Raw genomic sequence first — 15,336 nt, forward strand, 5'->3', positions numbered from 1 at the left:
CGGGAAAAAGTTTTACATCTGGATAAGAAAAATCGGTTGATTTATACATAGACATAGTGTATATTTTTTAGTGGATGGACAAGAGACGGAGGAAAAAGTATGAGCGAAACAGTCCGCGTAGTAGTGGATGCCATGGGCGGCGATAACGCACCGGGAGAAATCGTAAAAGGTGCCGTGGAAGCAGTTCAGGCAGAAAATGATATCAAAGTATTTCTGGTAGGCAGACAGGATGCTGTCAATGCAGAACTTGAGAAATACACATATGATAAGGAAAAAATCGAAGTCGTACATGCCGAGGAAGTCATTGAGATGGCAGAGCCGCCGGTAAATGCGATTCGTAAGAAGAAACAGTCATCTCTGGTAGTCGGAATGAATATGATTAAGCATCAGGAAGCAGATGCCATTGTGACAGCAGGAAGTACAGGCGCTACTTTGGTTGGCGGTCAGGTGCTGGTTGGAAGAATTAAAGGCATTGAGCGTCCGCCATTGGCACCTTTGGTTCCGACGGAAAAGGGAGTTTCACTTCTGATCGACTGTGGAGCGAATGTGGATGCGCGTCCGTCACATCTGGTGCAGTTCGCCCAGATTGGATCTATTTATATGGAAAACATTGTCGGAATTAAGAATCCGAGAGTGGCAATCCTGAATATCGGAGCAGAAGAGGAAAAAGGCAATCAGCTGGTGAAAGAGACATTTCCGCTACTGAAAGAATGTCCTGGTATTAATTTTATCGGAAGTATTGAAGCGCGCGAGATTCCACATGGTGGCGCAGATGTCATCGTCTGTGAGGCATTTGCGGGAAATATCGTATTGAAATTGTACGAGGGTGTCGCAGCGACCTTACTTTCCAAGGTAAAAGAAGGACTGATGTCATCTCTCCGGTCTAAAATTGGAGCACTTTTGATTAAACCTGCATTAAAACAGACGTTGAAGTCCTTTGATGCTTCCCAGTACGGTGGAGCCCCTCTGCTTGGACTGAACGGTCTGGTGATCAAAACACACGGCAGTGCGAAAGCGATTGATGTGAAGAATTCCATTCTTCAGTGTGTGACTTTCAAACAGCAGGATATTAATGGTAAGATCAAAGAGCATATTATTGTAGAAAAATAACAGGGAGGGAGGATTTGTATCATGGAGTTTGATAAAATCAAAAATATCATCAGCGAAGTGTTAAGCATTGATGCTGACGGTATTACAGAAGAGACTACTTTTGTGGATGATCTTGGAGCAGATTCCTTGGATATTTTCCAGATTATTATGGCAATCGAGGAAGAGTTTGAGATTGAGATTCCGACAGAAGAAGCAGAAAAAATCACAACTGTTGGCGATGCTGTAGAGCAGATTAAGAAAGCATTGTAAGAATCAGTATAACAAGAAAATGGATGCTGTTGCAGTGAGTATTTTTGCAGCAGCATCCATTTGTGGATTAAACAGGAGGAAAAAATGGAACAGATCAAAGAGTTTCAGGAGAAAATCGGTTATCAGTTTCAGCAGGAAGGTCTGCTTCGTCAGGCGTTGATGCACAGTTCTTATGCTAATGAGCATCGGATGAAAAAATTATCCGACAATGAGCGTCTGGAGTTTCTGGGCGATGCAGTTCTGGAAATTGTAACCAGTGACTTTTTATATCATGAGCATACAGATGTGCCGGAGGGAGAACTGACCCGTGTGCGTGCAAGTATTGTATGTGAGCAGACATTGGCCTTTTGTACCAGAGCACTGAATCTGGGAGATTATCTTTTCCTTGGAAAAGGCGAGGATCAGACTGGCGGCAGAAAGAGAAAATCTATTTTGTCAGATGCATTTGAGGCAATTATCGGAGCTATTTATCTGGATGGTGGTTTTGCTAATGCAAAAGAGTTTATTCACCGTTTTGTGCTGAATAATGTAGAGCATATGCAGCTCTTTTATGATAGCAAGACTATCCTGCAGGAAATCGTGCAGGGAGATGAGCATAGCGGAAAGCTGGAGTATGTGCTGGTAGATGAGAGTGGTCCGGATCACAACAAGAACTATACCGTGGAAGCCCGCATTGGAAATAAGAGCTACGGCTGCGGGGAAGGTCATACAAAGAAAGCAGCAGAACAGGAAGCTGCATATCAGGCAATTCTGGCGTTGAGAAAGAAGGACAAGTAAGGGATACACGCAGAATCAAAGGTGAGATTTTGAACGTATCGAAAGAGTAAACGGAGGAATGTATGTATCTTAAATCAATCGAGGTACACGGTTTTAAATCCTTTGCCAATAAAATTGTATTTGAGTTTCATAACGGAATTACCGGTATCGTAGGTCCGAACGGAAGTGGAAAAAGTAACGTTGCGGATGCGGTGCGCTGGGTGCTTGGTGAGCAGAAGGTAAAACAGCTGCGAAGTTCCAGTATGCAGGATGTTATTTTTGCAGGAACGGAGAACCGAAAACCGGTGAGTTTTGCTTATGTGGCGATTACGTTAGATAACTCCGATCACAAGCTTCCTCTGGATTATAATGAAGTGACGGTGGCGCGACGGGTGTATCGTTCCGGTGAGAGTGAGTATCTGATTAACGGCACACAATGTCGTCTGAAGGACGTCAATGAACTTTTTTATGATACCGGTATTGGTAAAGAGGGATATTCTATCATCGGTCAGGGACAGATCGATAAGATCCTGAGTGGAAAACCGGAAGAACGTCGTGAATTGTTTGATGAGGCTGCTGGAATTGTAAAATTCAAGCGAAGAAAAGCAACGGCGTTGAAAAAACTGGAAGACGAACAGCAGAATCTGGTGCGTGTCAACGATATTTTGTCAGAGTTGGAACGGCAGGTAGGACCGTTGGAGCGTCAGGCAGAGCATGCCAAAATTTATCTGAAGAAAAAAGAAGAATTAAAAAACTGTGATCGAAATCTGTTTTTATTTGAGATGAACCGTATGAATGCAGATCTGCGGGAATTGGAGCAGAAATGTGGCATTACGGAGCATCAGCAGCAGGAAGCGACACAGAATTTTGAAAAAGCAAAAGCCAGATATGAAGAACTGGAAGAAAATGTTGCAAAAGCGGATGAACAGATCAGTGTGTTGCAGCAGCGTATGAATGAAACCGGTGTTTCCAGAGAAAAACTGGAAGGTCAGATCAACGTATTGCGGGAGCAGATCCATACGGCGCAGCAGAATGAAGAACATGTGAAAAGTCGTATTGAAGCGCTGGAGGTTGATATAGAGCGTCAGAGAAAATCCGGTGAGGAGTACAGTGGTCAGCAGGCGGAACTGGAAGAAAAAATCCGGGAGACGGAGCAGAAAAAGACAACTTTAACGGAACGTCTGGAGAATCTGCGAAAAGAAACAGCCGCTATGGAACAGCGAATTGAAGACGGCAAAGCAGAGATTTTACGACTGCTGAATGCCCGTGCTTCCATGAAAGCAGAGCAGCAGCGTCTGAAAACCATGCAGGAGCAGGCTTCTATCCACCGGGCGCAGTTAAATAAAGAGCTGCTGGAACAGAAAAGCGGCGGAAATGATGTCAGTGGTTTGCTGCAGAAGCAGGAAAAAGAGCTGGCAGAACTGAAAGAAAACATTGTTTCCATGGAAGAAGAAAAGACTTCTATTGAGCAGAAACGAAATAACTGGCGGCAACAGTTTGAAGAACTGCGTGGAAAGATGGATCAGTACAAGGAGCAGTTCCATAAGGACAGTTCCCGTCTGGAATCTTTGCGCAATATCGCAGAGCGTTATGACGGCTATGGAAACAGCATTCGGCGCATCATGGAGCGCAAAGAAGAAACGCCGGGAATTCACGGTGTTATTGCGGATCTGATCAAGGTGGACAAGCGGTATGAGACAGCTATTGAAACTGCTTTAGGCGGAAGTATCCAAAATATCGTAACTGATAACGAGGATACGGCCCGCCAGATGATCGAATATCTGAAGAAGAACCGTTATGGCCGTGCCACATTTTTACCATTGACCAGTGTGTCTGCACCGGAACATGTGCAGGCGGAAAAAGCACTTGGCGAAACAGGGGTTATCGGAATTGCAAGCAGTCTGGTGCATACGGAGCCACAGTACGAAGGCGTTGCCGGACATCTGCTTGGACGTGTGCTGGTAATGGATACCATTGAGCATGCAGTGAATGTGGCACGAAAATTTTGCTATTCTCTGCGTATTGTGACGCTGGAGGGTGAGTCTCTGCAGCCGGGCGGTTCCATGACAGGTGGTGCGTTCCGTAACAACAGCAATCTGCTTGGACGAAATCGTGAAATTGAAGTGCTGGAAAAACAGATCGCAGAATATCGGGAGCAGGCGCAGGAAATCCGCAACCGTATGGAAGATGTCAAGACGGCAAATGCGCTTTTGAAAGACGATTACGAGGAACTGCAGGTCAATCTGCAGCAGGCATATTTACATAAAAATACTCTGGAAATGGAGACCGGACACATCCGTGAGCAGCAGGAAAAACAGGAAGCTGCCTACGCCGGTATTCATGAAGAAATCGCAAAAATTGATGCGGATAAAACTGCATGGAATGCAGAGCAGGAGCAGATGGCAGAGCAGATGCAGCTGTCTGTAAACCAGGAAAATGAGATTACAGAGCAGAATAAGACATTGGCTCAGCAGGTGGAAAATAAAAATCTTGAGATCGAGAGCGTATCGCAGGATCTGAATGAGATTTTACTTGAGATTGCACAGAAACAGCAGCAGAAATCCTTCCAGCAGCAGAATATCCAGCGAATCGCGGAGGAAATCCGCCGTCTGGAACAGGAAAAAGCGCAGATTTTGCATGACAGTGCCAACAGTGAAACTGTCATTGAAGAACGGGAAGCCCAGATCAGACAGCTGCAGGAGCAGTCAGAAGAGACCGTTCAGCAGAAGACAGAACTGGATGAAAAGTTAGCTGCTATCCGTGGGGAAAAAGAGACGATGCTGGCAGAACAGAAATCTTTCTTTACCCAGCGGGAAGAACTCTCCCAGATTATGAGCAATCTGGACAAAGAGATGTTCCGACTGAACCAGCAGAAAGAAAAGACGGAAAATGCACAGGAATCCCTGAATAACTACATGTGGGAAGAATATGAGATCACCTATCATGCGGCAAAAGAGCAGGAAGTTCCGGAAGAGATCAATGTATCGGATCTGAAAAAACAGATCGCAGAGATCCGAAACGAGATCCGCAAGCTTGGAAATGTCAATGTCAATGCCATTGAGGAGTACAAGGAAGTTTCCGAGCGTTATGAGTTCTTACATGCACAGCATGCGGATCTGGAGGAAGCAAAAGCAAGTCTGGAGAAGATCATTACGGATCTGGATGAGGGAATGCGTAAGCAGTTTGCAGAGAAATTTGCGGATATTCAGACAGCGTTTGATAAAACCTTTAAGGAGCTGTTTGGCGGCGGAAAAGGTTCTCTGGAACTGACCGGCGAGGAAGAAACCAAGGATATTCTGGAATGCGGCATCCGAATCATTGCACAGCCGCCTGGAAAGAAACTGCAGAATATGATGCAGCTTTCCGGCGGAGAGAAAGCGCTGACCGCCATTGCGCTGCTTTTTGCCATCCAGAACTTAAAACCGTCACCGTTTTGTCTGTTGGATGAGATTGAGGCGGCGCTGGATGATTCCAACGTTGACCGTTTTGCAAATTATCTGCATAAGCTGACAAAAAATACACAGTTTATTGTCATTACCCACCGACGTGGAACAATGACGGCGGCAGACCGTCTGTATGGTATCACCATGCAGGAGAAAGGTGTGTCTGCACTGGTTTCTGTAAACCTGATTGAAAAAGAATTGGATGCATAAGAATTCAAAGTAAGAGTGTCAAGAGCATTTCTGGATTTGAAGTATTGCAAAGTACGATTGTTTTTTGTGAGAAAATAATTTGCAGATAATTATTATAAGAACGAACAAAGAAAATTTGATTTCAACTATATTTGAGGGAGGAAGAGACGTATGGCAGAAGGAAAAGAGAAAAAAGGCTTTTTTAAGCGTTTAGTCAGCGGACTGACTAAGACCCGTGACAATATCGTGTCCGGATTTGATTCTATTTTTAGCGGATTTTCCCATATCGATGACGATTTTTATGAGGAATTAGAAGAAATCCTTGTCATGGGTGATATCGGAATCCGTGCCACAGAGGAAATTATCGAAAATCTGAAGCAGAAAGTAAAAGAAAACCACATCAAAGAACCGGCAGACTGCCGGGAGCTGCTGATCAACAGTATCAAAGAGCAGATGTATGTGGGTGATACTGCATATCGTTTTGAAGAAGAAAAATCCGTTGTTCTGGTAATCGGCGTAAATGGTGTTGGAAAGACAACAACCATTGGAAAATTAGCCGGAAAACTGAAAAACCAGGGCAAAAAAGTAATTTTGGGTGCTGCTGATACCTTCCGTGCCGCAGCCGGAGAACAGCTGACTGAGTGGGCAAACCGTGCTGGCGTAGAAATCGTTGGTGGACAGGAAGGATCTGATCCGGGATCTGTCGTATATGATGCGGTACAGGCAGCGAAAGCCCGTAAAGCAGATGTGTTATTGTGTGATACCGCAGGACGTCTGCACAACAAGAAAAACCTGATGGAAGAGCTGAAGAAGATCAACCGTATTCTGGAAAAGGAATATCCGGAGGCATATCGTGAGACATTAGTAGTCTTGGATGCCACCACCGGACAGAATGCGCTGGTTCAGGCAAAGCAGTTCAGTGAAGCTGCCGAGATCACAGGTATTGTTTTGACCAAGATGGACGGAACTGCCAAGGGAGGTATTGCCGTTGCAATCCATTCCGAACTTGGCATTCCGGTAAAATATATTGGTGTAGGAGAGAGCATCGATGATCTGCAGAAATTTGATGCGGATCAGTTTGTAGATGCGTTGTTTCAGAAGGAGAGCGTAAATGAGTGAAATGTTGACACTGGATCGTTTTGAGGAAGCCAGTGAAATCGTCAAAAAAGTAACACAGGAAACAAAGCTGGTTTACAGTGAGTATTTAAGTGAGCAGACCGGCAATAAAGTATATCTGAAACCGGAAAACATGCAGTTTACCGGCGCATACAAAGTACGTGGTGCTTATTACAAGATCAGCACACTGTCAGAGGAAGAACGTCAGCGTGGTCTGATCACTGCATCCGCAGGAAATCATGCACAGGGTGTGGCTTATGCTGCAAAACGTTATGGTGCAAAGGCAACCATCGTAATGCCGACCACAACACCGCTGATCAAAGTAAACCGTACTAAGAGCTATGGTGCAGAGGTCGTTCTGTACGGAGATGTATACGATGAGGCTTGTGCAAAAGCATACGAGCTGGCAGAAGAGCACGGATATACATTCATCCATCCGTTTGATGATCCGGCAGTAGCAACCGGTCAGGGAACTATCGCAATGGAGATTTTCCAGGAACTTCCGTTAGTAGAGTATATTCTGGTGCCGATTGGTGGCGGCGGACTTGCAACCGGTGTATCCACACTGGCAAAACTGTTAAATCCGAAGATCAAAGTCATTGGTGTAGAGCCGGCGGGTGCAAACTGCATGCAGGCATCTCTGGAAGCTGGAGAAGTAGTAACATTACCGCAGATAAATACCATTGCAGATGGTACTGCTGTAAAAACTCCGGGAACTAAAATTTTCCCATATATTCAGGAAAATCTGGATGACATCATTACTGTTCACGATGATGAGCTTATTGTAGCATTCCTTGATATGGTAGAGAATCATAAGATGATCGTAGAAAACTCCGGTCTGCTGACAGTAGCAGCACTGAAACATCTGAATGTGAAAAATAAACGGGTTGTATCTATCCTGAGTGGTGGAAATATGGATGTTATCACCATGTCTTCCGTTGTACAGAAAGGTCTGATCCTGCGTGATCGTATCTTTACCGTATCCATTCAGCTTCCGGATAAACCGGGCGAACTGTGCAGAGTTGCAGGTGTTGTAGCAGGCGTACAGGCCAATGTGATCAAACTGGATCATAACCAGTTTGTATCATCCAACAGAAATGCGGCTGTAGAGATTCGAATCACGATGGAAGCATTTGGTACAGAACATAAGAAACAGATTATTGCGGCACTGCGCGAAGCGGGTTATGATCCGAAAGTGATTCAGGCGGTTTTATAAGTTCCGGTTCGGGTAATTGTGTGGTTTAAAAAATTGAGTTAGTGAAGGCGCCAGTCATCAATCTTACCTTTGCAGCTAACAATCGCTTGCCAAGGAAAGATTGTCTGACTGGCGCCATTTACGTTTTGTGAATTATAAACCATACAATTTGGCGGGCTGGCCGCTTTGCGGTGGCACGAAGTGCAGGGTGGCGTAAAAATTTACAAAATTCACTGTGTAGATAAAGAACTCCTGGAATTTTTTCTCAAGGAGCGATTGCTAGCGACTGAGACAAAATTCCAGGAGTTCCTATAAAAACCTAAATAGTAAATTTTAAGCCACCCTAAACAAGATTTTAATCGTTTTCGTGGAACCGGGACAAAAACTGCCGTGTTCTCTCTTCCTTCGGATGCTCAAATACCTGATAAGGATCACCTTGCTCAAGTATATACCCATCATCCATGAAAATAACCTGATCTGCCACATCCCGGGCAAATGCCATCTCATGTGTTACAATTACCATAGTTGTTTTGGTTTCTGCCAGTTCTTTGATAACTTTCAATACTTCGCCAGTCAGCTCCGGGTCAAGAGCAGAAGTCGGCTCATCAAAGCACAGAATATCCGGCTGCATCGCCAGTGCACGGGCAATCGCAACACGCTGACATTGTCCACCAGACAGCTGATGCGGGTAGTTATTGATTCGTTCGGAAAGTCCCATCTGTTTTAAAAGTCCGACTGCCTGAGTTTCGATTTCATCATGGATTTCTTTTTTACGAGCTTTATAATCCGGGCGTTCTTTTGCAAGTAGCTCCTTTGCAAGCATAACGTTTTTCAGCGCAGTATATTGAGGAAAGAGATTAAAGGACTGAAAAACGAGACCGAAATGCAGACGGTTTTTACGAATTTCCGCATCCTGCATGGTAACCGGATTTGCTGCATCAAAAACGGTTTTATCTTTGACACGGATAATTCCCTTGTCCGGGTGCTCTAAAAAGTTCAGACAGCGCAGGAGCGTTGTTTTTCCACTTCCGGAAGAACCAATAATAGAAAGTACCTGGCTTTCTTCCAGAGAAAAGCTGATATCTTTCAGTACTTCGGTCTGCCCAAAGGATTTGCATATATGTTCTGTCTCTAAAATTTTCATGATCAGTTTCTCCTTTTATCTGAAATAATCCAGTTTCTTTTCTAATTTTCCAAGTACCACTGTCAGAATACCGTTGAAAACGAGATAGTAGATAGCGGTGAAGAACAGTGGCCAGATCTGTCCGGAAATACCCTGAGATCCTTTCATAAATGCCTGTCCTGCCCAGATGATTTCCTGCAGTGCAATGATACGTGCAAGAGAAGTATCTTTTACCAGTGTCAGGATTTCGTTTGACATTGGCGGAATGATTCTTTTTACCATCTGTAATAATTTAACCCGGAAGAAAATCTGGGATTTTGTCATGCCCAGAACCAGGCCGGCTTCTTCCTGTCCTACCGGTACGCTCTGAATACCACCGCGGTAGATTTCGGAGAAGTAGCAAGCGTAGTTCAAAATGAAGGAGACGGATGCTGCGAGGAAACGGCCGGTTTCGCCGCCGCCCCAGATTGGGTTATGTAATACGAGTCCCGGAAAAAAGTAGATGATCAGTAACTGGATCATCAGAGGGGTACCGCGGACAACCCAGATCAGAAGTTTAAAAAAGGCACTGACCGGTTTGATGCGGGACATGGAACCGAAACAGATTGCAAGACCAAGCGGACATGCACCGATTAGGGTGATTGCAAAAAGTTTTAATGTCTGTAAAAAGCCGACGTTTAAGGAATGAATGACGATCGGCAGCTGCTGTGAAAAATCCATGATAGTTCCTGCTTTCTCTAAGTATTTTGGTACAGCTCACGTATCATATATTATATGGATCACGATCAGGCTTGTATGAAGAAGCCTGTGAACTGTATATTTTTATGCGCAACAAAGAGCGGAAACTCCGCTCTCTGTCTTAAATTAAAAAACACTATTTATTTTTACAAATCTCAACAAACAAATATTTCTCAACAAAACAAGTATTTAACCAAATAGAGCCACGAAGTGGTATTTGGTTATGAGCAAGTAGTATAAGCGAATTGCGAATATCCGCTGGGCTAAACAGGATTATTTCTGCTCAACAACTGCAGCCTGTACACCGTATTTTTCAGCAATCTGCTCCATGGAACCGTCAGCATAGCTGGATTTGAAAAAGTTATTTAATTCTTCTGTCAGGTCAGAACCTTTTCTGAAACCAACACCATATTCCTCATCGTTTAAGCCGATGGTGTATGTCAGGTTTGTATAACCGGTACCTTCACCAACCATTGCGGCAGCCATCAGGGAATCGATGATAGCAGCATCGGAAGTACCTGCGGCAACTTCCATTAATGCGTCAGACTGAGCAGTTACAGCTGTGTAATTTAAGCCAAGTTCCTGAGCCTGTGTTTCACCGGCACTTCCGGACTCAACTGCAAATGTCAGGTCTTTTAAACTGTCTGTATCCTGATACTGGTCAGCAACATCAGAAGGAACAACGACTACCTGCGCATTGTTGCAGTAAGCGTTTGTGCAGGACATGGAGCTTGTTACTTCATCGGTTAATGTCATACCGTTCCATACACAGTCGATTGTTTTGCCATCTAACTCAAGGATTTTGTTATCCCAGTCAATTTCTACAAATTCAACATCAACGCCAAGGCTTTCAGCAAAAGCAGATGCGAGATCAGCGTCAAATCCGATCCAGTTTCCGTTTTCATCCTGATAATCCATCGGCTCAAAGTCTGTGATACCTACAACTAAAGTACCTTTGTCTTTGACATAAGCCAGATCGCTGTCTGTGCTTTCTGCTGCGGCAGAAGTGTCTTTGCTGTTATCTGCGGAAGCAGATCCGTTGCTGTTTGTATTTCCGCATGCAGCCATGGAAGCTACCATACCTGCAGCAAGAACGAGTGCTAATAATTTCTTTTTCATCTTTTTTCTCTCTCCTCTGGTAATTCTTTGTATGAACATGCTACCATGTTATCAATTTACCATGCTAAAGTCAAGGGGAAAATGAAAAAGTTTTATAAACCATTCATTTTATTGATGATATTTGTGTGAAAAGCTATAAAGCTATAATTATAAGAAATATTTGGTTAGAAATAAGGGTAAAGGAGACGAATACAGATGATGTATAATCCCAGCTTGATACTTTTTTATGCGTGGTAGAGGCAGAAAGTTTCAGTAAATCCGCCGAAAAATTATATATTTCCCCACCGGCAGTGATCAAACAGATCAATTCATTCTTCTCACATCAGGATCCAAATATGGTAGAGTGGTTCGTGAAAATGGTTGAGGAGAGAAAAAACAATCACAACAGCGCATCTGAGAAGAAAAACTGGTAAAAATGACCAGATGATGTGAAAATAATACGGGGCAGGCATTTAAATATACGGGCAAGTATATATTAGTGTCTGTCCTTTTTTGCTGAAAAGATAATCTTAGTAGAGGTAGAAACACATGTGTTGGAATTGAGTACAATTTATGTACAGGGAATATTTGAAAAAATTATATAAGTGTAAAGAAAAAATACTTGACAGGGTAAAACAAGTGTGATAATCTAGCAAAGGTGATTGACATGGAGAAAATTGGACGTCAGGTCTTTTTGTATGATTTTTATGGAGAATTGCTCACGGAGCATCAGAAACATGTATATGAAGATGTTGTGCTGAACGATATGTCTTTAAGCGAGATTGCTGAGGAATTGGGAATCAGTCGTCAGGGGGTACATGATCTGGTAAAAAGATGTGATAAGATCCTTGCCGGTTATGAAGAAAAGCTTCATCTGGTAGAGCGGTTCTGGAAGACAAAAGAAGATGTTTCCAAGATTCGTGATCTTTCGCTTCATTATAAAGAGGACTGTATTGCACAGACAATGGAGGAGATCAATCAGATCTCCGGACGGATTTTGGAGGAATTATAAGTATGGCATTTGACAGCTTATCCGAAAAACTGCAAAACGTATTTAAGAACCTGCGAAGCAAAGGTCGCCTGACAGAAGCAGATGTAAAGGCTGCACTGAAGGAAGTTAAGATGGCTTTGCTGGAAGCGGATGTAAACTTTAAAGTAGTAAAGCAGTTTGTGAAATCTGTACAGGAACGTGCGATTGGTGCAGATGTAATGAATGGTCTGAATCCGGGACAGATGGTAATCAAGATCGTTAACGAGGAAATGGTTAACTTGATGGGTTCAGAGACAACGGAGATCAAACTTCGTCCGGGACAGGCGACAACGATCATTATGATGGTTGGTCTTCAGGGTGCCGGTAAAACAACGACAACTGCAAAACTTGCAGGAAAGTTCAAACTCAAAGGAAAGAAACCACTTCTGGTTGCCTGCGACGTTTATCGTCCGGCTGCGATCCAGCAGTTACAGGTCAACGGTGAAAAACAGGGCGTGGAAGTATTTACCATGGGTGACGGACACAAGCCGGTCAACATTGCAAAAGCAGCGGTAGAGCATGCGGCAAAGAACGGCAACAACATCATCATCCTTGATACAGCTGGCCGACTTCATGTAGATGAAGATATGATGGACGAGCTGATCGAGCTCAAAGAAAATGTGGATGTCGCACAGACCATTTTGGTGGTAGATGCCATGACCGGTCAGGACGCAGTCAATGTGGCAAGCACCTTTGATGAAAAAATCGGAATCGACGGTGTGATCCTGACAAAATTAGATGGCGATACCCGAGGCGGTGCAGCACTTTCCATTCGTGCCGTAACCGGAAAACCAATCCTGTACGCAGGTATGGGTGAGAAACTTTCAGATTTGGAACAGTTTTACCCGGATCGAATGGCTTCCCGAATCCTTGGTATGGGAGATGTGCTTACTCTGATCGAGAAAGCGCAGGCGGAGATCGATGATGAGAAAGCTGCTGATATGGAAAAACGTTTCCGGAAAGCAGAGTTCACATTTAACGATTATCTGGATTCCATGAGCCAGATGAAGAAAATGGGTGGTTTCGCAAATGTCTTAAGCATGATGCCGGGCATTGGCGGCGCACAGATGAAACAGATTGAAGATGCGATGGATGAGAAGAAGATGGCGCGAATTGAAGCAATCATTTATTCCATGACTCCGGCGGAGCGTGGGGATCCAAACCTGATCAATCCAAGCAGAAAACGTCGTATTGCGGCTGGTGCCGGTGTGGATATCAGCGAAGTCAACCGACTGGTAAAACAGTTTGAGCAGGCACGCAAGATGATGAAACAGATGCCTAACATGATGGGCAAAGGTAAACGTGGCGGTAAATTTGGAAATTTCAAGTTTCCTTTTTAACCATATAGCGCGTATGCGCAGTGAAGTAGAAATTTGAGGAGGTGAAACACATGGCAGTTAAAATCAGATTAAGAAGAATGGGACAGAAAAAAGCTCCTTTCTATAGAATCGTAGTAGCAGATTCCAGAAGCCCGAGAGATGGTAGATTCATCGAGGAGATCGGATATTATGATCCGACTAAAGAGCCGTCTGAGATCCGCGTAGACGAGGAAGCAGCTAAAAAATGGTTAGCAAACGGAGCACAGCCTACACAGACAGTTGAGAAAATTTTAAAAACAGCTGGTATCGAGAAATAATAGATTAGTGAGGGAAACGTGATGAAAGAATTAGTAGAAGTAATTGCAAAATCACTAGTCGACAATCCTGAGGAAGTTACTGTAACAGAGACAGAGAAAGACCGGGCAACCGTTCTGGAACTGCATGTTGCACAGGCCGACATGGGAAAAGTGATCGGTAAGCAGGGCAGAATTGCGAAAGCAATCCGTTCTGTTGTGAAAGCTGCCGCATCTCGCGAGGAAAAAAAAGTTATCGTAGAGATCGTACAGTAAAAAGGCGACAAGGGACATGGTGTTAAGCTATGTCCCTTTTTTGAAAGGGAGAACATGGAAGAATTTTTACAGGTAGGTGTGATTTCAAGCACACATGGAATCGCCGGGGAGGTCAAAGTATTTCCTACCACGGATGATGTAAAACGTTTTAAAAAACTGAAAGAGGTCATTTTAGACACCGGAAAAGAACGGATGACACTTCATATCTGCCAGGTGAAATTTTTTAAACAGATGGTAATTCTGAAGTTCAAGGAGTTTCAGAACATCAATGAAGTGGAGCGTTTTCGCGGAAAAAGTCTGTATGTGACACGGGAAAATGCGGTGAAACTGCAGAAAGATGAATATTTTATCGCGGATATGATCGGTATACGCGTGGTTTCCACAGAGGGCGAGGAACTTGGTACACTGACAGATGTGCTTCAGACCGGAGCAAACGATGTTTATGTGGTAGAACAGGAAGGTGCACAGCAGTTATTACTTCCGGCTATCAAAGACTGTATCCGTGACATTGATATGGAACAGATGGTGATGACCGTTTATCTGATGCCTGGACTGAGGGATTAATCGATGAGATTTCATATTTTGACATTATTTCCTGACATGGTGATGCAGGGATTGAATACGAGTATTATCGGAAATGCCATTGAGCAGAATCTGATTGAAATAAATACAATTAATATCCGTGATTTCACAAAGGATCGTCATAAAAAGGTGGATGATTATCCGTATGGCGGCGGTGCTGGCATGGTGATGCAGGCGCAGCCGATTTACGATGCCTGGAAAAGCATTGTGGATCAGGTAGGCTATCAGCCGCGCTGTATTTATCTGACTCCGCAGGGACGGGTGTTTGAGCAGGGCATGGCAAAGGAATATGCCAGAGAAGAGGATCTGATCTTTTTATGCGGACATTATGAAGGCGTGGATGAGCGTGTGCTGGAAGAAATCGTGACAGATTACGTGTCCATTGGCGATTATGTGCTGACTGGAGGAGAACTGCCTGCCATGGTTATGGTAGATGCGATTTCACGTATGGTTCCGGGTGTACTGACCAATGAAGAATCCGGCTCTACGGAGTCGTTAGAAGGCGGTCTGCTGGAGTATCCGCAATACAGCCGCCCGGCAAAATGGAATGGAAAAGAAGTGCCGAAGGTGCTGCTTTCCGGCGATCATAAAAAGGTGGAAGCATGGAGACATGAGCAGTCGGTATTGCGTACACTGCGCAACCGACCGGAGCTTTTGGAGGATGCAGAACTTTCCAGAGCGGATGTGAAGCAGATTTTAAAAGAATTAAAAGAAAAATAGACAATTTTTGCTGAATAGGTAAGGATTGAAAGAAAAAGAAGATGTCAGCATGCGCTGACCAGAATCACGCACCAAGTCTCACGTGCGTTCGACTTGAAC

At 44.1% G+C, this 15,336-nt stretch carries 16 protein-coding genes; 13 read left to right on the top strand and 3 right to left on the bottom strand.

All coding sequences use genetic code 11. The features are described 5' to 3' along the window. Positions 1–99: 99 nt before the first annotated feature. The 6 genes from plsX to ilvA all read left to right on the top strand — a co-directional run bounded on the left by plsX (position 100) and on the right by ilvA (position 8,079). Complete coding sequence (plsX, locus tag LG34_RS11145; RefSeq protein WP_109216113.1) at positions 100–1,110, top strand: phosphate acyltransferase PlsX; 1,011 nt, start codon at positions 100–102, stop codon at positions 1,108–1,110. Between the two features lie 21 nt (positions 1,111–1,131). Beyond that, positions 1,132–1,359 (top strand): acyl carrier protein, encoded by a 228-nt coding sequence (gene acpP, locus LG34_RS11150; protein WP_109216114.1) that lies wholly within the window; start codon positions 1,132–1,134, stop codon positions 1,357–1,359. Between the two features lie 84 nt (positions 1,360–1,443). After that, positions 1,444–2,136 (top strand): ribonuclease III, encoded by a 693-nt coding sequence (rnc, locus tag LG34_RS11155; protein ID WP_109216115.1) that lies wholly within the window; start codon positions 1,444–1,446, stop codon positions 2,134–2,136. Between the two features lie 62 nt (positions 2,137–2,198). Further along, a complete protein-coding gene (gene smc, locus LG34_RS11160; RefSeq protein ID WP_109216116.1) occupies positions 2,199–5,768 on the top strand; it encodes a chromosome segregation protein SMC in 3,570 nt (1,189 codons plus the stop codon). Between the two features lie 150 nt (positions 5,769–5,918). Further along, complete coding sequence (ftsY, locus tag LG34_RS11165) at positions 5,919–6,866, top strand: signal recognition particle-docking protein FtsY (protein WP_109216117.1); 948 nt, start codon at positions 5,919–5,921, stop codon at positions 6,864–6,866. Position 6,867: 1 nt separating this feature from the next. Further along, positions 6,868–8,079 (top strand): threonine ammonia-lyase, encoded by a 1,212-nt coding sequence (gene ilvA / locus LG34_RS11170; protein ID WP_109216129.1) that lies wholly within the window; start codon positions 6,868–6,870, stop codon positions 8,077–8,079. Positions 8,080–8,413: 334 nt separating this feature from the next. On the opposite strand, the gene LG34_RS11175 is transcribed toward ilvA, so the two are convergent. The 3 genes from LG34_RS11175 to LG34_RS11185 form a co-directional block, all read right to left on the bottom strand. After that, positions 8,414–9,202 (bottom strand): amino acid ABC transporter ATP-binding protein, encoded by a 789-nt coding sequence (locus LG34_RS11175; RefSeq protein WP_109216118.1) that lies wholly within the window; start codon positions 9,200–9,202, stop codon positions 8,414–8,416. Positions 9,203–9,217: 15 nt separating this feature from the next. Continuing rightward, a complete protein-coding gene (locus LG34_RS11180) occupies positions 9,218–9,901 on the bottom strand; it encodes an amino acid ABC transporter permease (RefSeq protein ID WP_109216119.1) in 684 nt (227 codons plus the stop codon). A 291-nt stretch (positions 9,902–10,192) separates the two neighbouring features. Continuing rightward, complete coding sequence (locus LG34_RS11185; RefSeq protein ID WP_109216120.1) at positions 10,193–11,038, bottom strand: transporter substrate-binding domain-containing protein; 846 nt, start codon at positions 11,036–11,038, stop codon at positions 10,193–10,195. Positions 11,039–11,268: 230 nt separating this feature from the next. Here LG34_RS11185 and LG34_RS17385 point away from each other — a divergent pair, with 230 nt between their 5' ends. The 7 genes from LG34_RS17385 to trmD all read left to right on the top strand — a co-directional run bounded on the left by LG34_RS17385 (position 11,269) and on the right by trmD (position 15,237). Then, positions 11,269–11,451 (top strand): helix-turn-helix domain-containing protein, encoded by a 183-nt coding sequence (locus LG34_RS17385; protein ID WP_109216121.1) that lies wholly within the window; start codon positions 11,269–11,271, stop codon positions 11,449–11,451. 233 nt (positions 11,452–11,684) lie between these two features. After that, positions 11,685–12,029, top strand: a complete 345-nt coding sequence (ylxM, locus tag LG34_RS11195; protein WP_109216122.1) for a YlxM family DNA-binding protein — start codon at positions 11,685–11,687, stop codon at positions 12,027–12,029. Positions 12,030–12,031: 2 nt separating this feature from the next. After that, on the top strand, positions 12,032–13,387 hold the full coding sequence (gene ffh / locus LG34_RS11200) for a signal recognition particle protein (RefSeq protein ID WP_109216123.1): 1,356 nt from the start codon (positions 12,032–12,034) through the stop codon (positions 13,385–13,387). A 50-nt stretch (positions 13,388–13,437) separates the two neighbouring features. Then, positions 13,438–13,683: a 30S ribosomal protein S16 gene (rpsP, locus tag LG34_RS11205; protein ID WP_109216124.1), complete on the top strand. Its 246-nt coding sequence runs from the start codon at positions 13,438–13,440 to the stop codon at positions 13,681–13,683. Between the two features lie 21 nt (positions 13,684–13,704). After that, positions 13,705–13,935 (top strand): KH domain-containing protein, encoded by a 231-nt coding sequence (locus LG34_RS11210; protein WP_109216125.1) that lies wholly within the window; start codon positions 13,705–13,707, stop codon positions 13,933–13,935. A 54-nt stretch (positions 13,936–13,989) separates the two neighbouring features. Then, the gene (gene rimM, locus LG34_RS11215; RefSeq protein WP_109216126.1) at positions 13,990–14,499 is read left to right on the top strand and encodes a ribosome maturation factor RimM; all 510 of its coding nucleotides are present in this window, start codon (positions 13,990–13,992) and stop codon (positions 14,497–14,499) included. 3 nt (positions 14,500–14,502) lie between these two features. Beyond that, the gene (gene trmD, locus LG34_RS11220; RefSeq protein WP_109216127.1) at positions 14,503–15,237 is read left to right on the top strand and encodes a tRNA (guanosine(37)-N1)-methyltransferase TrmD; all 735 of its coding nucleotides are present in this window, start codon (positions 14,503–14,505) and stop codon (positions 15,235–15,237) included. The last annotated feature ends 99 nt before the right edge of the window (positions 15,238–15,336 follow it).

The organism is Eubacterium ramulus (assembly GCF_003122485.1).
In the GTDB taxonomy this organism is placed as follows: Bacteria; Bacillota; Clostridia; order Lachnospirales; family Lachnospiraceae; genus Eubacterium_I; species Eubacterium_I ramulus_A.

Excerpts from the sequence above, each read along its gene's own strand:
- LG34_RS11210 (WP_109216125.1), top strand. The coding sequence starts at position 13,705 with ATGAAAGAATTAGTAGAAGTAATTGCAAAATCACTAGTCGACAATCCT.
- rimM (WP_109216126.1), top strand. The coding sequence starts at position 13,990 with ATGGAAGAATTTTTACAGGTAGGTGTGATTTCAAGCACACATGGAATC.
- LG34_RS11175 (WP_109216118.1), bottom strand. The coding sequence starts at position 9,202 with ATGAAAATTTTAGAGACAGAACATATATGCAAATCCTTTGGGCAGACC.
- trmD (WP_109216127.1), top strand. The coding sequence starts at position 14,503 with ATGAGATTTCATATTTTGACATTATTTCCTGACATGGTGATGCAGGGA.
- LG34_RS11185 (WP_109216120.1), bottom strand. The coding sequence starts at position 11,038 with ATGAAAAAGAAATTATTAGCACTCGTTCTTGCTGCAGGTATGGTAGCT.
- rnc (WP_109216115.1), top strand. The coding sequence starts at position 1,444 with ATGGAACAGATCAAAGAGTTTCAGGAGAAAATCGGTTATCAGTTTCAG.
- ylxM (WP_109216122.1), top strand. The coding sequence starts at position 11,685 with ATGGAGAAAATTGGACGTCAGGTCTTTTTGTATGATTTTTATGGAGAA.
- ftsY (WP_109216117.1), top strand. The coding sequence starts at position 5,919 with ATGGCAGAAGGAAAAGAGAAAAAAGGCTTTTTTAAGCGTTTAGTCAGC.
- ilvA (WP_109216129.1), top strand. The coding sequence starts at position 6,868 with ATGTTGACACTGGATCGTTTTGAGGAAGCCAGTGAAATCGTCAAAAAA.
- smc (WP_109216116.1), top strand. The coding sequence starts at position 2,199 with ATGTATCTTAAATCAATCGAGGTACACGGTTTTAAATCCTTTGCCAAT.
- ffh (WP_109216123.1), top strand. The coding sequence starts at position 12,032 with ATGGCATTTGACAGCTTATCCGAAAAACTGCAAAACGTATTTAAGAAC.
- LG34_RS11180 (WP_109216119.1), bottom strand. The coding sequence starts at position 9,901 with ATGGATTTTTCACAGCAGCTGCCGATCGTCATTCATTCCTTAAACGTC.
- plsX (WP_109216113.1), top strand. The coding sequence starts at position 100 with ATGAGCGAAACAGTCCGCGTAGTAGTGGATGCCATGGGCGGCGATAAC.
- acpP (WP_109216114.1), top strand. The coding sequence starts at position 1,132 with ATGGAGTTTGATAAAATCAAAAATATCATCAGCGAAGTGTTAAGCATT.
- rpsP (WP_109216124.1), top strand. The coding sequence starts at position 13,438 with ATGGCAGTTAAAATCAGATTAAGAAGAATGGGACAGAAAAAAGCTCCT.